16 protein-coding genes are annotated in these 21,103 nt (G+C 68.1%); 15 read left to right on the top strand and 1 reads right to left on the bottom strand.

Going from position 1 to position 21,103, the window contains the following annotated elements; all coding sequences use genetic code 11:
* The first annotated feature begins 107 nt into the window (after positions 1 to 107).
* The 11 genes from DFO65_RS00335 to DFO65_RS00385 all read left to right on the top strand — a co-directional run bounded on the left by DFO65_RS00335 (position 108) and on the right by DFO65_RS00385 (position 13,021).
* Positions 108 to 572: a DUF4190 domain-containing protein gene (locus DFO65_RS00335; protein ID WP_113902432.1), complete on the top strand. Its 465-nt coding sequence runs from the start codon at positions 108 to 110 to the stop codon at positions 570 to 572.
* A gap of 43 nt (positions 573 to 615) precedes the next feature.
* Positions 616 to 1,500 (top strand): 16S rRNA (cytidine(1402)-2'-O)-methyltransferase, encoded by an 885-nt coding sequence (rsmI, locus tag DFO65_RS00340; protein WP_113902433.1) that lies wholly within the window; start codon positions 616 to 618, stop codon positions 1,498 to 1,500.
* A gap of 313 nt (positions 1,501 to 1,813) precedes the next feature.
* The gene (locus tag DFO65_RS00345) at positions 1,814 to 2,896 is read left to right on the top strand and encodes a hypothetical protein (RefSeq protein WP_113902434.1); all 1,083 of its coding nucleotides are present in this window, start codon (positions 1,814 to 1,816) and stop codon (positions 2,894 to 2,896) included.
* A gap of 351 nt (positions 2,897 to 3,247) precedes the next feature.
* Positions 3,248 to 4,957 (top strand): methionine--tRNA ligase, encoded by a 1,710-nt coding sequence (gene metG, locus DFO65_RS00350; RefSeq protein ID WP_113902435.1) that lies wholly within the window; start codon positions 3,248 to 3,250, stop codon positions 4,955 to 4,957.
* Complete coding sequence (locus DFO65_RS00355) at positions 4,957 to 5,892, top strand: TatD family hydrolase (protein ID WP_113902436.1); 936 nt, start codon at positions 4,957 to 4,959, stop codon at positions 5,890 to 5,892. The genes metG and DFO65_RS00355 overlap by 1 nt, the downstream gene beginning before the upstream one ends.
* Positions 5,893 to 6,164: 272 nt before the next feature.
* A complete protein-coding gene (locus tag DFO65_RS00360; protein ID WP_113902437.1) occupies positions 6,165 to 7,349 on the top strand; it encodes a resuscitation-promoting factor in 1,185 nt (394 codons plus the stop codon).
* Positions 7,350 to 7,615: 266 nt separating this feature from the next.
* The gene (gene groES / locus DFO65_RS00365) at positions 7,616 to 7,909 is read left to right on the top strand and encodes a co-chaperone GroES (RefSeq protein WP_113902438.1); all 294 of its coding nucleotides are present in this window, start codon (positions 7,616 to 7,618) and stop codon (positions 7,907 to 7,909) included.
* A 35-nt stretch (positions 7,910 to 7,944) separates the two neighbouring features.
* On the top strand, positions 7,945 to 9,534 hold the full coding sequence (gene groL, locus DFO65_RS00370) for a chaperonin GroEL (RefSeq protein WP_113902439.1): 1,590 nt from the start codon (positions 7,945 to 7,947) through the stop codon (positions 9,532 to 9,534).
* Between the two features lie 282 nt (positions 9,535 to 9,816).
* Positions 9,817 to 10,554, top strand: a complete 738-nt coding sequence (locus DFO65_RS00375; protein ID WP_113902843.1) for an ABC transporter ATP-binding protein — start codon at positions 9,817 to 9,819, stop codon at positions 10,552 to 10,554.
* The gene (locus DFO65_RS00380; protein WP_113902440.1) at positions 10,551 to 11,969 is read left to right on the top strand and encodes an ABC transporter permease; all 1,419 of its coding nucleotides are present in this window, start codon (positions 10,551 to 10,553) and stop codon (positions 11,967 to 11,969) included. Before DFO65_RS00375 ends, DFO65_RS00380 begins: the two co-directional genes overlap by 4 nt.
* 110 nt (positions 11,970 to 12,079) lie before the next feature.
* The gene (locus DFO65_RS00385) at positions 12,080 to 13,021 is read left to right on the top strand and encodes a pseudouridine synthase (RefSeq protein ID WP_113902441.1); all 942 of its coding nucleotides are present in this window, start codon (positions 12,080 to 12,082) and stop codon (positions 13,019 to 13,021) included.
* Position 13,022: 1 nt separating this feature from the next.
* On the opposite strand, the gene DFO65_RS00390 is transcribed toward DFO65_RS00385, so the two are convergent.
* Positions 13,023 to 14,333: a replication-associated recombination protein A gene (locus DFO65_RS00390; protein WP_113902442.1), complete on the bottom strand. Its 1,311-nt coding sequence runs from the start codon at positions 14,331 to 14,333 to the stop codon at positions 13,023 to 13,025.
* Between the two features lie 157 nt (positions 14,334 to 14,490).
* Here DFO65_RS00390 and DFO65_RS00395 point away from each other — a divergent pair, with 157 nt between their 5' ends.
* The 4 genes from DFO65_RS00395 to DFO65_RS00410 all read left to right on the top strand — a co-directional run bounded on the left by DFO65_RS00395 (position 14,491) and on the right by DFO65_RS00410 (position 21,072).
* Positions 14,491 to 15,153 carry a GntR family transcriptional regulator gene (locus tag DFO65_RS00395; protein ID WP_113902443.1) on the top strand — a complete coding sequence of 221 codons (663 nt, stop codon included), beginning with the start codon at positions 14,491 to 14,493 and terminating at the stop codon, positions 15,151 to 15,153.
* 148 nt (positions 15,154 to 15,301) lie between these two features.
* On the top strand, positions 15,302 to 16,828 hold the full coding sequence (guaB, locus tag DFO65_RS00400; RefSeq protein ID WP_113902444.1) for an IMP dehydrogenase: 1,527 nt from the start codon (positions 15,302 to 15,304) through the stop codon (positions 16,826 to 16,828).
* A gap of 231 nt (positions 16,829 to 17,059) precedes the next feature.
* Complete coding sequence (locus DFO65_RS00405; protein WP_113902445.1) at positions 17,060 to 18,550, top strand: lysine N(6)-hydroxylase/L-ornithine N(5)-oxygenase family protein; 1,491 nt, start codon at positions 17,060 to 17,062, stop codon at positions 18,548 to 18,550.
* On the top strand, positions 18,547 to 21,072 hold the full coding sequence (locus tag DFO65_RS00410) for a GNAT family N-acetyltransferase (protein ID WP_113902446.1): 2,526 nt from the start codon (positions 18,547 to 18,549) through the stop codon (positions 21,070 to 21,072). Before DFO65_RS00405 ends, DFO65_RS00410 begins: the two co-directional genes overlap by 4 nt.
* Positions 21,073 to 21,103 lie beyond the last annotated feature (31 nt).

The following is a 21,103-nucleotide window of genomic DNA, read 5'->3' on the forward strand; positions in this document are numbered from 1 at the left end:
GTAGGGCGCGGGGCGGGCATCGCCCTTGATACAGGATTGCAACACGTTCGCCTTGGGGTGAGCCCGCCGAATCTGTACCGTGGTACCTGAACCCGAGGAGAGCGGCAATGAGCAGTCAGAACAACTGGAACAACCCCGACATGTACTACCAGCAGCAGCGCCCGCAGTCCGGACCCGCCTACGGCTCCGGGTACGGATCGAACGGCAGCGCCGCGCCCGTGAGCTACAACTCGGGCGGCAGCGCCGCATACGGGTACGGGCCGGGCTACGGGGGTTCGGCCGCGGGCTACCCGGTGCTTCCGCCGAACAACACCTTGGCGATCATCGGCATGGTGGCGTCGATCTTCGGAGTCGTGTCGTCCTTCTTCATCGCGGGCGTTGCCGGCATCGTCATGGGCCACATCGCCCTCAAGCAGATCCGGGAGCGCGGCGAACGCGGCGAGGGGATGGCGAAGGCCGCCCTCTGGGTCGGCTACATCGGCACCGCGCTGTGGGTCCTGTTCTGGGTCGTCTACGTGCTCTTCTTCGTCATCATCCTCGGCGGTGCGTTCTTCGCCGCCGGCGTCTCCTGAGGATGGCCCCGGCACTCAGCCCCTGCGATCGTCTGCCGCGCCGATGACCGACCACGAACCGGAAGCCGCCACGGACACGTTCGCCGAGGCGGGGGACCCGAGCGTCGGCCGCCTCATCCTCGTCGGCACCCCGATCGGCAACCTCGGCGATGCCTCGCTGCGGATGCAGCAGGCGATCGCCAGCGCCGACGTCATCGCCGCCGAGGACACCCGCCGGTTCCTCTCGCTCGCGCAGCGCCTCGAGCTCGAGCACACGAACCGGGTGATCAGCGTCTTCGACCACAACGAGCAGAGCCGGGCGCCCGAGCTCGTCGAGCACGTCCGTGCGGGCAGGACCGTCGTCCTGCTCAGCGACGCCGGGATGCCCGCGGTCTCCGACCCGGGCTACCGGGTGGTCCGGGCCTGCGCCGAGGCGGACCTGCCGATCACTGCCACACCCGGCCCCTCGGCGGTGCTCATGGCACTGGCGGTCTCGGGCCTGCCGAGCGATCGGTTCAGCTTCGAAGGGTTCCTGCCTCGGAAGTCCGGGGCGCGCCGCAGCCTCCTTGACGAGCTGCGGACCGAGAAGAGGACCATGGTGTTCTTCGAGAGTCCCCATCGGATCGCCGACACGATGGCCGACCTCCTCTCCGTCATCGGGCCCGAGCGTCCGATGAGCATCAGCCGCGAGCTGACCAAGACCTACGAGGAGACCCTGCGGGGAACCGTCGGATCCCTGCAGGAGCGGGCCGCGGAAGGGCTGCGCGGGGAGCTCACCCTCGTGCTCGCCGGAGCGAGCGCCGTCGAGACGAGCCCGGAGGACCACCTCGCCGAGATGGCGGCCCTCGTCGATGCCGGAATGCGGGCGAAGGAGGCCGCCGGCCAGGTGGCGAAGAGCCACGGGCTGTCCAAGCGCGACGTCTACGAGGCCTGGCTGCACCAGGAGTGAGGCCCGGGTTGTGCATGACTCGGGCGCATTCTCGACTCCGAGCATGTGACCGACTCGGGTTCGCCCGGCTGTGGACGTCCAAGCACGGTTCACTCCGAGCAGCACGGTTGAGAACGCGAGCCGTCCAGAGCGAACCGTGCCGCAACCGTACCGACTGGGGCCAGGAGCGTGCCGCTGTACTCCGACTTGTGCTCGGGACGCCGTGATCGGCTCTCGTCACTCGGGCTCGAACCGCTTGTGGAGGCGATCGGCCCATCCACACCTCGTCGGAACGGACTGTGATCGCGAGGGTTCGATCGGGAACAGTGATCGCATGAGCGAAGAGATTCTGCGCAGGTACAACGTGGTCTCGTACGGCGACCTGAGGTCCGAGGGACTCTCGACGGCCGAGATATCGAGAGCGAAGCGCTGCTGTCTGATGAACGTTTGTCGAGGGATCTACTCCATCGTCGCCGAGTGTCCTCTGCCCCGGCACTCGCGGATCCGCAGGCTCGTCGACGATCACGAGTGGGTGGAGTACGTCGGCAGCACCTCGGCAGAAGAGCGACTGCGCGACCCCAGATTCCAGCAGCACCTGGCCCGGTTGGCTGTCATCCACTATCCGCGTTACCGGAGCGGAGATGTCGCCTTCGGGGTCTCGGCGGCGCTGCTCAGCGAACTTCCGCTGTTCGACGCAGAGCTCAGGCGGATCACCGTCGCGCATCCGCGTGCCAGTACGATGACGAGCGAAGTGCGACGGCTGCGGCGGGTGACACCGGACGAGGATCAGACCGTGATCCACGGCGTGAGGACTGCGGGACCGGTCCGCGCCGGTCTCGAGCTCATCTCCTGGCAGGGTCCTCCCGCTGGGCTTGCCGCGTTGGATCTCGCGCTGAGGATGGCCGTCATCGCCACAACGGGCGACACGCGCCTCGGTTCCTCGAACCCGCGCCGGATGCTCACGATCGGGCGTGAGATCGTCGGCAGCGAATTCGTGCCGGCGGCACTGCGGTTGAAGCGCGGCAGGCAGATGGCGCTGCGGATCCTCGACATGGTGTCTCCGCTCTCGGAGAGCTATGCCGAAAGCCGCTGCTCCTTCAATCTCCACCAGTCGGGGCTCCATGACTTCGTCCAGCAGTGGAACGTCGTCCACGACGGTGCCCTGCTCACGCGGCTCGACTTCCTGCACCGGGAGACCATGACCGCCTTGGCAGTCGACGGGGTGGGGAAGTATGCCGACGCCGGCCCGAATCGGATGAAGAGGGAGAGCTATCAGCACAACACCCTGCTGAGCATGGGGTTCAGAGTCGTTCACTTTACCTTCCCCGAGGTGATGAACCGCAAGGCATTCGAACTGAAGCTCTTCGAGCAGGTGCCGGAGCTCCTGGCCTTCAGGCGGGCCCCGTTGCTGAAGTGATCGAGTGAATGGCACTGTCTGCTCTGGAAAGCACTGGTTGCGCCCAGTGCTTTCCAGAGCAGACAGTGCCAATGGTGAAAGCAACCCGTGGTGCTGAGCGTAGACGGTGCCCTTCAGAGCAAGCAGTACCGACACCGCGACCCGCGACCCGCGGCCCGCAACCGCGACCCGCTCCCACCTCGCGGCGCAACTCCCGGCCCGCTCTCCAACCCGTGGCCCGCTCCCCATTCCCGCCCCAGGACGCCCCCACGGAGTCCGACCCGCTGCCCGGGGCTGGGAGTGTGACATCCGCCCGCACCACCGTGGACCGGGCGGATCGCCGCGGGCGGCGTCCCTTAGACTGTGTGGCCTATGGGTTACTACTTGACGACAGCCATCGCCTACCCCAATGGGGCCATCCACATCGGGCACGCCTACGAGTACATCGCGGCCGACACGCTCGCCCGCTTCAAGCGGCTCGACAACCACGATGTGTTCTTCTGCACCGGCACCGACGAGCACGGGCTGAAGATGCTCCAGGCGGCGAACAAGCTGGGCATCAGCGCCAAGCAGCTGGCCGACGACAACTCGGAGAACTTCCGGCAGACCCAGCTGGCCCTCGGTTCGACGTTCGACCGGTTCATCCGCACGACCGATCCCGACCACTACGCGGCCTGTCAGGCCGTGTGGCGGCGGCTCGTCGACGCCGGCGACATCTACCTCGACTCCTACTCCGGCTGGTACTCGGTCCGTGACGAGGCCTTCTACACCGAGGACGAGACCGAGGTCGTCGACGGCGTCCGCCTGTCGAAAGAGACCCGCACTGAGGTCACCTGGACCGAGGAGGAGTCCTACTTCTTCCGCCTCTCGAAGTACCAGGACCGGCTGCTCGAGCTGTACGAGACCCACCCCGAGTTCCTCGGCCCGGACTCCCGGCGCAACGAGATCGCCTCCTTCGTCGCCTCCGGGCTCAAGGACCTCTCGGTCTCCCGCACCACCTTCGACTGGGGTGTGCCCGTGCCCGGCGACGAGAAGCACGTCATGTACGTGTGGATCGACGCCCTGACCAACTACATCACCGCCGTCGGCTACCCCGACGACGAGGAGCGCTTCAACAAGTGGTGGCCCGCCGACGTCCACATCATCGGCAAGGACATCACCCGCTTCCACGCCGTCTACTGGCCTGCCTTCCTCATGAGCGCCGGGATCGAGCTGCCGAAGCGCGTCCACGCCCACGGGTTCCTCTTCAACGCCGGCGAGAAGATGTCGAAATCGGTGGGCAACGTCGTCGATCCCATCGACCTCGTCGAGGCGTTCGGCCTCGACACCCTGCGGTTCTTCCTCTTCCGCGAGTTCTCCTACGGCCAGGACGGGTCGTACACGAAGGACTCGATCATCACCCGCAAGAACGCGGACCTCGCCAACGAGTACGGCAACCTCGCGCAGCGCTCGCTGTCGATGATCGCGAAGAACTGCGACGCCCAGGTGCCGCAGCCCGGGGAGCTCACCGACGCCGACGAAACGCTGCTGGGCCAGGCCCGCGCGGCCCTGGATGCCGCCCGCCGCCACATCGACACCCAGAGCCTCCACCTCTACGTCGAGGCCTGCTGGAAGGTGCTGTCCGAGGCCAACCGCTACTTCTCCGCGCAGGAGCCGTGGCAGCTGAAGAAGACCGATCCCGAGCGCATGGCCACCGTGCTGTGGGTGACGATCGAGGTCGTGCGCATCATCTCCATCCTCATCCAGCCCGTCATGCCCGGATCCGCCGGGAAGATCCTCGACCTCCTCGGCGTCGACGCCGGCGCTGCCGAGGCCGGCGCGAAGGTGCTCGCCACCGCGATCGACAACGGCTCCGGCGCCGAGGCGATGGCCTCGGTGGGTGCCGGGGCGGCCGTCGGCGTGGCCGCCGGTGCCGGGGTCGCGGCAGCGGGGATCGCCGCAGCGGCCGCCCGGACCGCGGAGGCCGGCGTCACCGCCGCCGAGGTGGACCCGCGGTCCTTCGCCGCCATCGACTATCCGCTGGTGCCGGGCACGCCCCTGCCCAAGCCCGAACCCGTGTTCCCCAAATTCGTGGAGGAATGATGGCCTCTCGCGCCGCCGGGACCTACCCTCCGGTGCCGGTCCCGCTTGCCCACCCGGGAGTCGACACCCACACCCACCTCGACATCTGCACCGGTGCCCGCCTGCCCCTGGGGCAGGGCGAACCGGAACCGCAGCTGGCTCCGGACGAGGACGAGGAGTTCCCCGAACTCGACTTCTTCTTCGACACCGCCGAGGCGGCCGGGGTGCGCCGGATCGTCCAGATCGGTTGCGATCTCGCCGCCGCACGCTGGACGGCGCAGCTCGTCGCCGACGAGTACGCCGGCACCGGCGGTTCGGCCCCGCGCTCGTGGATGCTCGGCGGCGCCGCCCTCCACCCGAACGAAGCCCCCCGGTTGGCCGAGCGCGGCCGACTCGACGACGCGCTCACCGAGATCGAGTCGCTCGTGACCTCACACAAGAGGATGCGCGTCGTCGGCGAGACCGGGCTCGACTACTTCCGGACGGGCGAGGAGGGAATCGCCGAGCAGCAGCGCTCCTTCCGCGCCCACGTCGAGATCGCCAAGCGGACCGGCCGGGCCCTGCAGATCCACGATCGCGAGGCCCACGCCGACGTCCTGCGGATCCTCCGCGAGGAGGGCGCGCCCGAGGTGACGATCTTCCACTGCTTCTCCGGCGACGAGGCGATGGCCCGCGAATGCGCCGAGCACGGGTACTACATGTCGTTCGCCGGCAACATCACGTTCAAGAACGCCGACGAGCTGCGCCGGGCCGCCGCGAGCGTGCCCCTGGAGCTGCTGCTCACCGAGACCGACGCGCCCTTCCTCACCCCGCACCCGCACCGCGGCAAGCCCGGCGGACCGTACCTCGCCGCGGTCACCGCGCGGAAGCTCGCCGAGGTGCGCGGACTCCACGAGGAGGAGCTCTGTGCCGCCGTGTGGGAGAACGCGACGAGAGCCCTGGGCTCCTGGGACTGAACGCCTCCGGACGCACGGGAGCTCCGGGCCGACACGTCCGCGCCAGTCGCACTCGCCGTGATCTCCGTCCCATCGTCGTCCCATCCGCAACCGAAACGTGACGATGAACCATGACCGGAACGCCGGTGACCTGGAGGGACCCGCCGTCGTGCAGGGAACGTTCAGGGTTACCGGAAGCCGCCTCGGCGTTACGTTTCTGTGATGTTTTGCAGTGCTTGTAACGAATCGGTTACAGTGGATGAGTCGATGAACTCTGCCCCAGGGATACTTCTGTGATTGATCTGCTCAAGAACCGCAAAGCCCAGATCGTTGCCCAGGCGATCGTGATCACCGGACTCGTCGGTGGCACTGGTGCTGTCGTCTCGATGAACAAGCCCGTGACCCTCGAGGTCAACGGCCAGGCCGAGGAGGTCCGAACCTTCGGCGGCACCGTCGGCGACATCCTCGACAGCCGCGACATCAAGGTCGATGAGAAGGACGAGGTCAAGCCCGGACTCGGTGAGAAGATCGACCGGGACATGACGATCACCGTCAACACCGCCAAGCAGGTCGCGCTCGAGGTCGATGGCAAGAAGTCCGAGGAGTGGACGACCGCGAACACCGTCGGCCAGGCGCTGGCCGACCTCGGCGTCGACGCCAAGGACGCTCAGCTCAACGCCGAGGCGGACACGAAGCTCAAGGAGACCGGCAACGACATCGATGTCACGACCGCCAAGGATCTCACCGTCCTCGCCGACGGCAAGGACCACTCGGTGACCGCTCCCGTCGACACCGCCGAAGAGGCCCTCAACGAGGCCGGCGTCAAGCTCGACAAGGACGATTTCCTCTCCGTGCCGCTCACCGCAGCTCCTGCCGACGGCCAGGTTCTCACCGTCAACCGGGTGGAGAACGAGGTCGTCAAGGAGAAGGAGACGATCAAGGCCAAGGTCGAGAAGAAGAAGTCCGACTCCCTGCCCAAGGGCGAGACCAAGGTCGAGAAGAAGGGCAAGGACGGTCAGAAGGAGATCGAGTACTCGGTCAAGACCGTCAACGGGGAAGAGGTCAAGAAGGAGAAGAAGAGCGAGAAGGTCCTCGCCGAGGCGGAGACCAAGGTCATCGTCGAAGGCACCAAGGAAGAGGCCCCCTCGACCGGTGGTTCCGGCGGCGACTCCGGTGACTCCGGCTCCGGTGGAGACTCCGGCTCGAGCGGTGGCGGCGGTGACATGAGCACCTCCGAGATCAAGGCGATGCTCGGCGGACCCGGCTCCAAGTGGTACTCGATCGCCAAGTGCGAATCGAACTTCAACCCCAAGGCCGTCAACCCGAACGGCCACTACGGACTGTTCCAGTTCAAGATGGCCACCTGGCAGTCGATGGGCGGATCGGGCAACCCGGCCGACGCCAGCCCGCAGGAGCAGTTCGACCGCGCCAAGAAGCTGCAGCGCGAGGCCGGCTGGAGCCAGTGGGCCTGCGCCTGAGCGATCGCCCGAGCGCGCTGCGGCACGCCTGAGCCGAATTCGAAGGGCCCCGGAGAGATCCGGGGCCCTTCGTCGTGCCCGCCTCTTGGCACTCAAGTTGACCGAGTGCTAATTGCGTCCTAAAGTCGAGTTAGCACTGGCGCTCCCAGAGTGCCAGTTTCACTGGACGGTCGATCCGCTCGGCACCCGCGACGACGAGAGGGTCATGGCAGCCGCCGCCGTCTGATCTGTGTCAAGAAGAACCCAGCGAAGGGAGAGGGCCCGATATGTCGGTCTCCATCAAGCCACTCGAAGATCGGATCGTTATCCGTCAGGTCGAAGCAGAACAGACCACTGCCAGCGGTCTGGTCATCCCCGACACCGCCAAGGAGAAGCCTCAGGAAGGCGAAGTCGTCGCAGTCGGCCCCGGCCGCGTGTCCGACAGCGGCAACCGCGTTCCGGTCGACGTCAACGTCGGCGACCGGGTCATCTACTCGAAGTACGGTGGCACCGAGGTCAAGCACGGCGGCGAGGAGTACCTCGTGCTCTCGGCTCGTGACGTGCTCGCCGTCATCGGCTGAATCCTTCCGAATCACTTCACTACTACGGAGGACGAATGCCTAAGACTCTGGAATTCAACGACGAGGCCCGCCGTTCACTCGAACGCGGAGTCAACGTGCTCGCCGACACCGTCAAGGTGACGCTGGGACCTCGCGGACGCAATGTCGTGCTCGACAAGAAGTGGGGAGCCCCCACGATCACCAACGATGGCGTGACCATCGCTCGTGAGATCGAGATCGACGACCCCTACGAGAACCTCGGCGCACAGCTCGCCAAGGAAGTTGCCACTAAGACCAACGACATCGCCGGTGACGGAACCACCACCGCGACCGTCCTGGCCCAGGCCTTCGTCCACGAAGGAATGCGCAACGTCGCGGCCGGCGCCGCTCCCGGTGCCCTCAAGCGCGGCATCGAGACCGCCGTCGAGGCCGTCTCCGACCAGCTCGGCACCATCGCCCGCGATGTCGCCGACTCCTCGGAGATCGCCCACGTCGCGGGCCTGTCCGCCCAGTCAGAAGAGATCGGCGCCCTCATCGCCGATGCCTTCGACAAGGTGGGCAAGGATGGTGTCATCACCATCGACGAATCCCAGGCTGCCAATGTCGAACTCGAGATCACCGAGGGCATGCAGTTCGACAAGGGATACCTCTCCCCGCACTTCGTCACCGATGCGGAACGCCAGGAGGCAGTGCTCTCCGACGCGCTCATCCTCATCAACCAGGGCAAGATCTCCAACATCCAGGAGCTCCTGCCCGTGCTGGAGAAGGTGCAGCAGGCCGGCAAGCCGCTGTTCATCGTCGCCGAGGACATCGAGGGTGAAGCCCTGTCGACCCTCGTCGTCAACAAGCTGCGCGGCATCCTCAACGTCGCCGCCGTCAAGGCCCCCGGCTTCGGTGACCGCCGCAAGGCGATCCTCGAGGACCTCGCGGTCCTCACCGGCGGTCAGGTCGTCACGGCCGACATGGGCATGAAGCTCGACCAGGTCACCCTGGAGGAGCTCGGCAACGCCCGGACCATCACCGTCACCAAGGACAACACGACCATCGTCGACGGTGCCGGATCCGATGACGCCGTCGCCGGTCGCGTCGCCCAGATCCGCTCGGAGATCGAGAACACCGACTCCGACTGGGACCGTGAGAAGCTGCAGGAGCGCCTGGCCAAGCTGGCCGGCGGTGTCGCAGTCATCAAGGTCGGCGCCGCCACCGAGGTGGAGCTCAAGGAGCGCAAGCACCGCGTCGAAGACGCCGTGTCGGCGACCCGCGCGGCCATCGAGGAGGGCATCGTCGCCGGTGGCGGATCTGCTCTGATCCACGCCGCCAAGGTGCTCGAGGGCAATGACCTCGGGCTGACCGGCGATGCGGCCACCGGTGCCGACATCGTCCGCCGCGGCGTCGTCCAGCCGTTGCGCTGGATCGCCGAGAACGCGGGCCAGGACGGCTACGTCGTCGTCTCGAAGGTCGAGGAGCTCGAATCGGGGCAGGGCTACAATGCCGCGACCGACTCCTACGGCGACCTCATCGGGGCGGGCATCATCGACCCCGTCAAGGTCACCCGCTCGGCACTGCGCAACGCCGCTTCGATCGCCGCCCTGGTTCTCACCACCGAGACCCTGGTCGTCGAGAAGAAGGAAGAGGAAGAGGACTGATCCCGGTCTGACTCCTCGTCAGCTGACACCGTGTGGCCCGGAACATCACGTTCCGGGCCACACGTGCGTTCGGGGGGCGGTGCTCGGGTTTTCCCGAGTGCCGTTTCAGGGTTACCGCACAGTCGACGAGTCGAGTGCTCACTAACGTGGACACCGTTGACAATCCCTCGAGACCAAGGTGATCCAGCAGTGACCCAGCCCCACCCCGCATCCCCGACGACCTGTACCGCTCCTCCCATCGCACGCATCCGCGATGTGACGAAGACCTATGCGACCGCGCACATGTCGGTGACGGCCCTGCAGGGGGTGAACCTCGACATCGCTCCTGCCCGGATGACCGCGATCATGGGACCCTCCGGCTCGGGCAAGTCGACGCTCATGCACATCATGGCCGGTCTCGACACCCCCACCTCGGGCCGAGTGCACATCGGCGACCGGGAGATCTCGGCGCTGGACGACGACGAGCTGACGAAGCTGCGCAGGCGGACGATCGGATTCGTGTTCCAGGCCTTCAACCTCATCCCCACCCTCACCGTCATCGACAACATCCTGCTGCCCTTCGAGCTCGACGACCGGAAGCCGACGGCCGAGGAACGCGAATGGGTCGACCACCTCATCGATCGGCTCGGAATCGGGCACCGGCGCGACCACCGGCCGAACGAGATCTCCGGCGGCCAGCAGCAGCGTGTGGCCATCGCCCGTGCTCTGGCGACCCGGCCCGACATCCTCTTCGCCGATGAGCCGACGGGCAACCTCGACTCCCGCTCCGGGCGGGAGGTCATGCGCGTCATGTCCGAGGCCGTGCGGGACCTGGGGCAGAGCATCGTGCTGGTCACCCATGACCCGCTCGTCGCCTCCCACGCCCAGCGCGTCGTGTTCCTCGCCGACGGCCGGCCCGTCACGGAGCTGACCGGCACCATCCGCGCCGAGGCGATCGCCCGGACGATGCTCGACCTCGAGTCCGGTGCGGCCCTCGACTCCGACGCCTCCGCCTCGGCGGCGCAGGGGGAGGCGCGATGAATCCGCTCCGCGAGATCCGGGCGAACCCCCGGCAGTTCGCCCCCAGCGTCCTCGTCGTCTTCATCGCCGCGCTGTTCGGGACCGCGATCATGCAGGGCATCGGGATCCTCGGCGCCCTGATGCGCTCCGCCGAGGTGGTGTCCGCCTCCGACACCGCGACCGTGATGATCACGATCGTCGGCATGACGTTCTTCCTCATCGCCCTGTTCGTCTCCGGCATCGTCATCGCCAACACCTTCAGCATCATCATCGCCGGTCGCAGTCGGCAGCTGGCCCTGCTGCGGCTCATCGGCGCCTCGACGAGGAGGCTGCGTCGCGCCGCCGGTCTGGAGGGGCTCATCGTCTCCGTCCCCGCCACCGCGGCCGCGGTGGCCGTGTCGACGGGCCTGGCCCTGGTCACGCTCGCCCTCCTCGGCGACGCGGTGACCGTCGACCCGGGGCTCGGCGGCATCGAGATGTTCGTGCCCGCCGTCACCACCATCGCCGTGACCTGGTACGCGGCCTTCCTCGGCGCCAAGCGGATCTCCGGGATCTCCCCGATCGAGGCGACCTCGCAGTCCGTCGAGCAGCGCACCGACGACGTGCGGTCCTCGAAACGCTCGCTCGGCATCGCCCTGGTGCTGCTCGCCCTCGGCCTCATCATGCTCGCCGGCGGCGCGTACCTCGGCTTCGCGCTGTCGAACCCGGCCGGGCTCCTCATCGCCACCCCGGGAGGCGCCTGTTCATTCCTCGGGCTCATCGTCGGCAGCGCCTGGTTCCTCCCGCCGCTGCAGAGCCGTGCGGGCAGGCTGATGGGTCGCAGCGCCTCGGCGCGGCTGGCGGCGAAGAACATCGACCGGCACCCGATCCGCAGCTCCCGCACGGTCATCGGCCTCATCATCGGCATCACCCTTGTGACGATGTTCGCCACCGCGATGACGACCTTCCGGGACCAGATGGTGATCTACGCACAGAGCCTGGGCGAGGAGGGGATGGAGATCGTCGAGGACGCGCTGCTGCAGGTCATCGACCGCACGATGCTCTTCTTCCTCGGCATGGTGGCCTTCTCCGTGGTCATCGCCGTCATCGGCGTGGTCAACGCCCTGGCCCTGTCCGTCCGGCAGCGGACCAGGGAGATCGGCCTCCTCATGGCGCTTGGGCAGAGCCCGGCCAGGGTGCGGACGATGGTACTCGGCGAAGGCCTCCAGCTGACCGTCGTCGCGTGCCTGGTCGCGGTTCCGCTCGGTGTCCTCTACGGCTGGATCGGGGCGCTCGCCGTGATCTCCCCGCTGACGGGATTCTTCGCCCCGTCCCTGCCGTGGTGGGTGCTGGTCGTCGTGGTCCCCGGCTCGCTGCTCGCGGTGGCTCTGGCCGGCCGGGTCCCGGCGAGGGCCGCGACCTCGATCAATCCGGTCGAGGCGCTCGAAGCGGTATGAGTGGGCCCGGGGAGACCCGCCACCTGCTCTCCGTCCTGCTCGTGTGACACACGAGCAGTGGAGCATCCGTCGCGGCGATCCGGCATCGAGGGCAGGGATATCATGGGGCAATGCCGCGCAGCCCGCTTCCGCCCCGTGAGGGGATTTCCGCGACTGCGCTCCGGGCCCCGGGCGGGAAGGCGACGAGCGCGAAGGCGCACCTGCCGGTGCCCGAGACGATCGGGCAGTGGCTGCACGACGAGTTCCCCACCGCCACCGAGGCGCAGCGCCGCGGACTGCTCAGCACAGGGCAGATGTGCGATGAGTTGGGGGAGCCGGTCGCCTGGGACGATCCCGTCAGCCCGGGAGGCTTCTACTTCTTCCACCGACCGGTGCCCGCCGAGGAGCGCATCCCCTTCGACCCGGTCATCGTGTTCGAGGATGAGGACCTGCTCGTCGTCGACAAACCGCATTTCCTCGCGAGCACCCCGAATGGCCGGTTCGTCCGCGAATGCGTCGTCACCCGGCTGCGCGTCGACCTCGGCCTGCCCGACCTCGTCGCCATCCACCGCCTCGACCGGATCACGGCGGGACTGCTCATCCTGTCCAAGAGGGTGGAGACCCGCGGCACCTACCAGAGGCTGTTCCAGGACCGGCTCGTCACGAAGACCTACCGGGCGCTCGCGCCGCTGCCGCCGGCCGGCCTCGAGTTCCCTCGCGAGGTACGGTCCAGGCTGGTCAAACCACGCGGCGGCAGGCAGGTCCTCGAGGTCGAGGGCGAACCGAACGCGGTCAGTCGCATCCGGTTCCTCGGACCCGTCGACCCGCCCTCGCCGAGGCGCGCGGTGGGGGAGTACGAGCTCGAGCCCGTGACGGGACGAACGCATCAGCTGCGCGTGCACATGGCGTCCCTGGGCCTGCCCATCCTCGGCGACCCTGTCTATCCCGTCGATCTGTGCCCGGACCCCTACGACTTCAGCTCCCCGCTGCAGCTGCTCGCCTCGACGATCGACTTCACCGATCCAGTGACCGGAGAGCCGCGCCGGTTCGAGACCACGCTGCGCCTGGGGTGATTCACTCCCCGGAGTCGTCGCGTCTCTGTCGGCGGAGGCGGTCCCATTCGGCCACGTGCTCGCCGATGATCCGCTCGTAGCCGGTGCCCGTGGGCCGGTAGAGCTTCTCGCGCTCGATGCCCTCGGGGAAGTAGTCCGCACCGGAGAATCCGCCCGGGGAGTCCGGATCGTATTCGTAGTCCCTGCCGTAGCCGAGATCCTTCATCAGCTTCGTCGGGGCGTTGAGGATGTGCTCCGGGGGCATGAGCGAACCCGTGCGCTTCGCCAGCTTCCGCGCGGCGCCGAATCCGCGGTAGACGGCGATCGACTTCGGCGCCGTCGCCAGGTACACGACCGCTTGGGCGATCGCGAGCTCGCCCTCCGGGGAGCCGAGGCGCTCATAGACGTCCCAGGCCGCGATCGCCTGGTGCACGGCCTGGGGGTCGGCGATCGCGATGTCCTCGTTCGCGAACCTCACCAGACGGCGTGCGATATAGAGCGGGTCCTCGCCGCCGTCGAGCATCCGGGCCAGCCAGTAGAGCGCGGCATCGGGGTCAGAGCCGCGCATCGACTTGTGGAGCGCGGAGATGAGGTTGTAGTGGCCCTCCTGCGACTTGTCGTAGACCGGGGCCCGCTGCTGGACCAGCCGCACCAGCCCGGTGACATCGAGCGTCGTGTCGACGGTCTGAAGCTGTTCGACGAGGTTGAGCAGGTAGCGTCCGTCCCCGTCGGCCATCGCGATGAGCGCCTGCCGGGCGTCGTCGGTCAGCGGCAGCGCAGTGCCCGTGACCTCCTCGGCGCGGTCGATGAGGACGAGAAGCTCGGAGTCGTCGAGGCGTCTGAGGACGAAGACCTGACAGCGCGACAGCAGCGCCGCATTGAGTTCGAAGCTGGGATTCTCCGTGGTCGCGCCGACGAGCACGATCGTGCCGTCCTCGACATAGGGGAGGAACGAATCCTGCTGGGCACGGTTGAACCGGTGGATCTCGTCGACGAACAGCAGTGTTCCCTGTCCGATCTCACGGCGCCTGCCGGCGGCCTGGAAGACCTTGCGCAGCTCGGCGACGCCCGAGAACGTCGCCGAGAGCGGCTCGAACACCAGGCCCGTGGCCTCGGCGAGCAGGCGCGCGATCGTCGTCTTCCCGCAGCCGGGAGGACCCCACAGGACCATCGAGACCAGCCGGTGCTCGGCGACCATCCTCCCGATCGGGGCCTCCGCGCCGAGGAGGTGGTCCTGGCCGACCACCTCGGCGAGGTTCTGCGGGCGCAGCCGGTCGGCCAGCGGGCGTCCCGTCCCGTCGGGTTCGAACAGGGACGGTGCATCCTCACTCATCGCCTCGACTCCCTCCGTCTCGCGTCCCGGAGCTCCAGTCTTCAAGGGTCGGAACGCAGGCGCAAGGGGGCGGTTCTCGGGCGAGCCAGGGTGGTGCCGTGGTCCGTGGCTGCGCATGGACCACGGAACTCCCACCCGAAGGCGGTAGCCTAGGGACATGCCAGATTCTGTCCACGGATGCACCTCGGAGGCGATCGTCAGCCGTGTGCGGACCCGGATCACGACCGGCGAGTACCCGGCCGGCAGTCCGATCCGCGACGGCGCGCTGGCCAAGGAGTTCAACGTCTCCCGCAACACCGCCCGCGAATCACTGAGCCTGCTGCGCCACGCCGGTCTGCTCGTCCAGGAGCCCAACCGCGGGTTCTTCGTGCGCACCTTCGGGATCGAGGAGCTCAAGGACCTCTACCGCGCCCGCCGCGTGTTCGAGATCCGCGCGGTGCAGGAGTCCCAGGACGCCACCGCCGAGGCGCTCGCCCGGGTCGAGGCCTCCGTCGTCCGCGCCGAGACCGCTCCCGCCGACGAGGGCTGGGCCGATGCGGTCGAGCATTCGATGTCCTTCCACCGGGCAATCGTCGGACTGCTCGGCAGCCCCCTGCTCGACGAGTTCTACCTCAACCTCCTCGCCCGGCTGTCGACGACGTTCTCCCGATCGGCCGAGCCGGGCAAGTACCACTCGCACTGGGCGAACCCGCACCGGGACATCCTCGACAGGATCACGTCGGGGGACCGGCACGGCGCCGAGGGACTGCTGCGCATCCACCTCGACGACTCCGAGGCCTCGACCCTCGACCTCGCCCGCTCGGTGGGCGAGGGATACTGAGCCGCACCACCACCTCGGCGAGGCCTGGCGGTGACTACGTCTGCCTGTCGGCAGACTCACAATGCGCGGTGCTTGAATCTGTGGCTCGGGCATGTATGCGTTCGATAGCATTGACCCACCGAACTCACCGCGTCGAAAGGCACCACTCATGGGGATCCCGGAGCAGGAAAATCAGGCCGCACACGATCCGTTCTCCCTCACGGGACTCACCTACGACGATGTCCTCCTCCTGCCCGGTGACACCGACGTCATCCCCTCGGAAGCCTCGACGACCACCCGACTGACCAAGGAGATCGAGCTCAACATCCCGCTCGTCTCCGCAGCGATGGACACCGTGACCGAATCGCGGATGGCGATCGCGATCGCCCGCATCGGCGGGCTCGGGATCATCCACCGCAACCTGTCGAAGGAAGACCAGGCCGATCAGGTCGACTACGTCAAGCGCTCCGAATCGGGGATGATCAACGACCCGCTGACGATCACGCCGGACAAGACGCTCGAAGAGCTCGACGAGATCTGCGGCCGCTACCGGATCTCCGGTCTGCCCGTCGTCGACGAGAACAACGTCCTCGTCGGCATCGTGACCAACCGCGATCTGCGCTTCGTCACCCTCGGCGACTACCCGCACCGCACCGTGGGCGAGACGATGACCCCGATGCCGCTGGTCACCGCACCGGTCGGCGTCTCTCCCGACCGGGCGTTCGAGCTGCTGGCCAGGCACAAGGTCGAGAAGCTGCCGCTCGTCGACGAGAACAACGTCATCAAGGGCCTCATCACCGTCAAGGACTTCGTCAAGACCGAGGAGTACCCGCTGGCGACGAAGGACGACGAAGGCCGCCTGCGCGTGGGCGCGGCCGTCGGCTTCTACGGCGACGCCTATGAGCGGGCGGGGCTGCTGGCCGAGGCGGGTGTCGACGTCCTCGTCGTCGACACCGCCAATGGGCACGCGCGCGGCGTCACCGACACCATCCGCAGGCTCAAGTCCGATCCCGCCTTCGACGCCGTCCAGATCATCGGCGGCAACGTCGCGACCCGTGAGGGCGCCCAGGCGCTCATCGACGCCGGCGTCGACGCGGTCAAGGTGGGCGTGGGCCCGGGCTCGATCTGCACCACTCGCGTCGTCGCCGGAGTCGGGGTGCCCCAGGTGACCGCCATCCACCTCGCCGCGCAGGCCGCCCGACCGGCCGGTGTGCCGGTCATCGGCGACGGCGGGCTCCAGTACTCGGGAGACATCGCCAAGGCGATGGTCGCCGGCGCCGACACCGTCATGCTCGGATCCCTGCTCGCCGGCTGCAGCGAGTCGCCCGGCGATCTCATCTTCGTCAACGGCAAGCAGTACAAGGCCTACCGCGGCATGGGATCGCTGGGCGCCATGGCTCCCCGCAAGGGCATCTCGTACTCGAAGGACCGCTACTTCCAGGCCGACATCGCCACCGACACCGATCTCATCCCGGAGGGCATCGAGGGCCGCGTCGCCTACCGGGGCCACCTCAAGCACGTCGCCCATCAGCTCACGGGCGGACTGCGTCAGTCGATGTTCTACGTCGGAGCGCGGACGATCGACGAACTCAAGGCCAAGGGAAGGTTCGTCCGTCTGACGACCGCGGGACTCAAGGAGAGCCATCCGCACGACATCCAGATGACCGTCGAGGCACCGAACTACACGAGCCGGTAGGGGACGCGGACGGGTGCGTCTATCCGTCGGAATCGCCGCATGAGCAGGGGCCCGGTGCACGGTGTGCACCGGGCCCCGAACTGTCCGGGCTCCGTCCGATGTGAGCCAGAACACACTTTCGGAGGTATTTTCTTAGGGTAGGTTGTCCTAATGCAGGCTTACCTAAGTTCGAGGTCGCTGCTCTCAGCGCAGAGTGGCGGCCGGGAACGAAACCCCTGGGAGGACGACCGCATGACAGCCACCCCTCGACCATCCGCAGCCGACGACAGCGGCACCGCCGACCCGACCGGCGGATCCGTGCGCATCCGCGACGCCCGCACCGAGGACGGCATCCGCATCCGCGACCTCGGTGACAGGACCGACCACATCCACGACCTCGTCGGAATCGGCATCGGCCCGTTCGGCCTGGGCCTGGCCGCTCTCGCCGACCCCCTGCCCGACGTCGACGCCGTGTTCCTCGACCGCCGGCCGGAGTTCCGCTGGCACCCGGGGATGATGATCGAGGGATCGACGGTGCAGGTTCCCTTCCTCGCCGACCTCGTGACCATGGCCGATCCCACCTCGAAGCTGTCCTTCCTCCAGTTCCTCAAGGAGAAGGGCCGACTCTACCCGTTCTACATCAGGGAGTCGTTCTACCCGCTCCGGGCCGAGTACGACGAGTACTGCCGCTGGGTCGCGTCCCAGCTGTCGACGCTGCGGTGGAACCGTGAGGTCACCTCGGTGACCCGGCGCGGCTCGGTCTTCACGGTCGTCGCCGAGGTGCGCGATGATTCCGGGCGCCGCCTCGGCGAGGAGGTCCACCACGCCCGCCACGTCGTCCTCGGTGTCGGCACCGCCCCCGTCGTCCCGGAGGCGCTCCAGGGACTGGAGACGGCGGACGCGGGACCGGTCATCCACACCGCCGACTACCTCGCCCATCGGAGCGAGCTGCTCGACAGCGGGTCGGTGACGATCGTCGGCAGCGGCCAGTCGGCGGCCGAGATCTACCTCGACCTCATCGAGGAGGCCGTCGATCGCGGCGTGACGGTCGACTGGGTGACGCGCTCTCCCCGGTTCTTCCCGATGGAGTACACGAAGCTCACCCTCGAGATGACCTCTCCGGAGTACACCGACCATTTCCGCGCGCTGCCCGATGAACTCCGCGATGCCGTCGGCCGTGAGCAGCGGAACCTCTACAAGGGCATCAGCGCCGAACTCATCGACGACATCCACGACACGCTGTACCGGCTCAGCCGCGGCGGGCGGGAGCTGCCGACGAGCCTTCTCACCGACGCGGAGCTCCGCACCGCAGCCCACGACAGCGGGGAGTACGTCCTCCGGTTCCGCAACCAGCTCCTCGGGCGCACCTTCGACCTGCGGACCCGCTCGGTGGTCGCCGCCACCGGGTACCGGTCCCAGGTCCCGGAGTTCCTCGGTCCCCTCGGCGCCGAGGTGCGCACGGACAGGCACGGACGACTCGACGTCAGCCGTGAGTACACCATCAACGACGCCGGAGACCTCCACGTCCTCAACGGCGAAGAGCACACGCACGGGGTCACCGCGCCCGACCTGGGGTTCGGCCCATGGCGGGCCTCCGTCGTACTGGCCGCGGTGACCGGCCGCGAACCCTACCCGATCGAGCGCCGGATCGCCTTCCAGACCTTCGGCGTACCGCCGGCCGGGGGCTCGGAGGACGCGACAATCGCCGACGAACTGACGACCAGGGAAAGGACCCCCGCATGAGCCAGACCATCGACACCGACGCACCGCGGCCCGGCACACTGAGCGGCATCGACGCACTGTCGGCCGAGGTCCGCATCGCACCGCTCGATCCCGCCCGGGACGCCGAGCTGATCCACTCGTGGCTCAAGGACGAACGCTCCCGCTACTGGCAGATGATGGAGCTCAGCGGCGCCGAGGTGCGCGACTACCTCGACGGCATCCGCCGCTCGCCCGACGACAACGGATGGGTCGGCACGGTGAACGGCGAGAGGTGCTTCTACGTCGAGACCTACGCGCCGTCGACGCTCATCCCCGCCGGAATCATCGACGATCGGCCCGGAGACATCGGGATGCACCTCCTCGTCGCCCCGCCTCGGGGAGAGCGGCTGCGCGGACTCACGGACAGGATCATGGCCGAGGTCATCGACTTCTGCCTCCGCCCGCACCGGCGAGGCGGTCGCGGGGCCACCCGGGTGATCGTCGAACCCGACGTCCGGAACACGGCGATCCTCGCGAAGAACGCGGCCGCCGGGTTCCGCACCGTGCGGGAGGCCGGCATCCTCCAGGACGGAGTGCCCAAGCAGGCGCTGGTGAGCGTGTGCACGCGGGAGGACTTCGACTCCAGCGCCCTGGCCCCGCTGGTGGCCGGCCGCGGGGAAGGAGCCGAATCCGTGCACTCCCACCTCAGCGCCGACACCTTCGCCGTCGTCCAGCGCCATCTGGTGACCAAGGCACTCTCCGAGTTCAGCCATGAGAGGCTCATCCGTCCGCGCAGGCTCGAGGCGCAGCACCCGGGCGAGGCCGATGATCCGGAGGCCGGGACGCCTGAGGCCGGGATGCCGGAGGAGCACGTTCCGGCCGGGACCTACGTGCTCCGGATCCCCGACTCCGGCGTCCGCTACGTCTTCCGCGCGACAGTGCTGCCGCTCGAGCACTGGGTCATCGACGAGTCGAGCGTCCGCCGCTTCCGTGACGGAAGCGCACGTTCCGGCGCAGGCGACGACACCGACCACGAGCTGCCCCTCGACGCTCAGGAACTCATCCTCGAACTCCGGGCCGACCTCGGTCTGCCCGACGAACTGCTCTCCACCTACCTGGAGGAGCTCGCCTCGACGATGGCCGGCGCCGCCTTCAAGCTCCATGAAGCGGGGACCGGGCGGCGACCGACGTCGACCGAGCTCCTCGCCGCGGACTTCCAGAGAACCGAGGCGACGATGACCGAGGGACACCCCGGATTCGTGGCCAACAACGGCCGGATCGGATTCGGCCTCTCCGACTACCGGACCTGGGCCCCGGAGGCCGGCCGGCGCAACCGTCTCGAATGGATCGCCGCTGGCCGGGAGCACACGCACCTCTCCCTGGGCGCGGGCCTCGACGAGACGGAACACCTCGAGCGCGCACTGAGCGCGGCGGAGCGCGAGCTGTTCGAGTCGCGGATCCGGGCCGCCGGGCGCAACCCCGACGACTTCCATCTCCTGCCGATCCACCCCTGGCAGGCCGACCACCGCCTGGCGATCACCTTCGTCGCCGACATCGCCCGCGGAGACCTGCTCCCGCTGGGCCCCGGGCTCGACGACCACCAGGCCCAGCAGTCCCTGCGAACCTTCTTCAACCACTCGCGCACCGGAGCCCCGTACGTCAAGGTGGCGCTCGCCGTGCAGAACATGGGCTTCCTCCGCGGCCTCTCCCCGGAGTACATGCGCGCGACCCCGGCGATCAACGACTGGGTGGCGGGACTCGTGGGATCGGATCCGGCATTCGCCGCCGCCGGCTTCCGGCTCCTGCGCGAGCACTCCGCGATCGGCTACACCGGCGACGTCTACCATCGCACGCCGACCTCGAACCCGCACCGGAAGATGATCGCGGCCCTGTGGCGGGAGAACCCGCTGCCGATGATCGGGAGGAACCAGCGGCTCATCACCATGGCGGCGCTGCTCCACCGCGACCACCGCGGAGTGTCGTACACGAGCGAGCTCATCCGCGCCTCCGCGCGGGCACCGCACGACTGGGTGCGCGACTACCTGCGGGCCTACCTCCACCCCCTCGTCCACGGGCTGCTCGCCCACGACCTCGTCTTCATGCCGCACGGGGAGAATCTCATCCTCGTGCTCGAGGAGCACTCCGTGACCGGAGCCTTCATGAAGGACATCGGCGAGGAGGTGGCGGTGCTCGGGCCCCGCAAACTGCCCGCCGAGGTCGAGCGGATCCGCTCCCTCGTCTCGGGAGAGGAGAAGGCCCTGTCCGTCTTCACCGACATGTTCGACGGAGTGCTCCGGCACCTGGCTGGAATCCTCGACGGCGACGGGGTGATGGCGGCGCGGACATTCTGGCGACTGGTGGCCGAGATCCTCGACGAGTACGAGTCCGCGCACCCGGAGTCCGCCCGCGGCCTGGCCGGGGACGTCGACCTGCGCGCCGAGACGTTCGCCCACTCCTGCCTCAACCGGCTGCAGCTGCGCAACACCCTCGAGATGGTCGACATCTCCAACCAGGCCGAGTCGCTGCTCTACGCCGGGCAGATGGCCAATCCGGTGGCCCGCTGACCCGAGCCGGGGCCGCGGCCGCGACTCGCCG

This window comes from Brevibacterium sanguinis, from assembly GCF_003315415.1.
GTDB classification, from domain to species: Bacteria; Actinomycetota; Actinomycetes; order Actinomycetales; family Brevibacteriaceae; genus Brevibacterium; species Brevibacterium celere_A.

What these genes read in the sequence shown, in the direction of transcription:
- DFO65_RS00335 (WP_113902432.1), top strand. Translation starts at nt 108, where the DNA reads ATGAGCAGTCAGAACAACTGGAACAACCCCGACATGTACTACCAGCAG.
- rsmI (WP_113902433.1), top strand. Translation starts at nt 616, where the DNA reads ATGACCGACCACGAACCGGAAGCCGCCACGGACACGTTCGCCGAGGCG.
- DFO65_RS00345 (WP_113902434.1), top strand. Translation starts at nt 1,814, where the DNA reads ATGAGCGAAGAGATTCTGCGCAGGTACAACGTGGTCTCGTACGGCGAC.
- metG (WP_113902435.1), top strand. Translation starts at nt 3,248, where the DNA reads ATGGGTTACTACTTGACGACAGCCATCGCCTACCCCAATGGGGCCATC.
- DFO65_RS00355 (WP_113902436.1), top strand. Translation starts at nt 4,957, where the DNA reads ATGGCCTCTCGCGCCGCCGGGACCTACCCTCCGGTGCCGGTCCCGCTT.
- groES (WP_113902438.1), top strand. Translation starts at nt 7,616, where the DNA reads ATGTCGGTCTCCATCAAGCCACTCGAAGATCGGATCGTTATCCGTCAG.
- groL (WP_113902439.1), top strand. Translation starts at nt 7,945, where the DNA reads ATGCCTAAGACTCTGGAATTCAACGACGAGGCCCGCCGTTCACTCGAA.
- DFO65_RS00375 (WP_113902843.1), top strand. Translation starts at nt 9,817, where the DNA reads ATGTCGGTGACGGCCCTGCAGGGGGTGAACCTCGACATCGCTCCTGCC.
- DFO65_RS00380 (WP_113902440.1), top strand. Translation starts at nt 10,551, where the DNA reads ATGAATCCGCTCCGCGAGATCCGGGCGAACCCCCGGCAGTTCGCCCCC.
- DFO65_RS00385 (WP_113902441.1), top strand. Translation starts at nt 12,080, where the DNA reads ATGCCGCGCAGCCCGCTTCCGCCCCGTGAGGGGATTTCCGCGACTGCG.
- DFO65_RS00390 (WP_113902442.1), bottom strand. Translation starts at nt 14,333, where the DNA reads ATGAGTGAGGATGCACCGTCCCTGTTCGAACCCGACGGGACGGGACGC.
- DFO65_RS00395 (WP_113902443.1), top strand. Translation starts at nt 14,491, where the DNA reads ATGCCAGATTCTGTCCACGGATGCACCTCGGAGGCGATCGTCAGCCGT.
- guaB (WP_113902444.1), top strand. Translation starts at nt 15,302, where the DNA reads ATGGGGATCCCGGAGCAGGAAAATCAGGCCGCACACGATCCGTTCTCC.
- DFO65_RS00405 (WP_113902445.1), top strand. Translation starts at nt 17,060, where the DNA reads ATGACAGCCACCCCTCGACCATCCGCAGCCGACGACAGCGGCACCGCC.
- DFO65_RS00410 (WP_113902446.1), top strand. Translation starts at nt 18,547, where the DNA reads ATGAGCCAGACCATCGACACCGACGCACCGCGGCCCGGCACACTGAGC.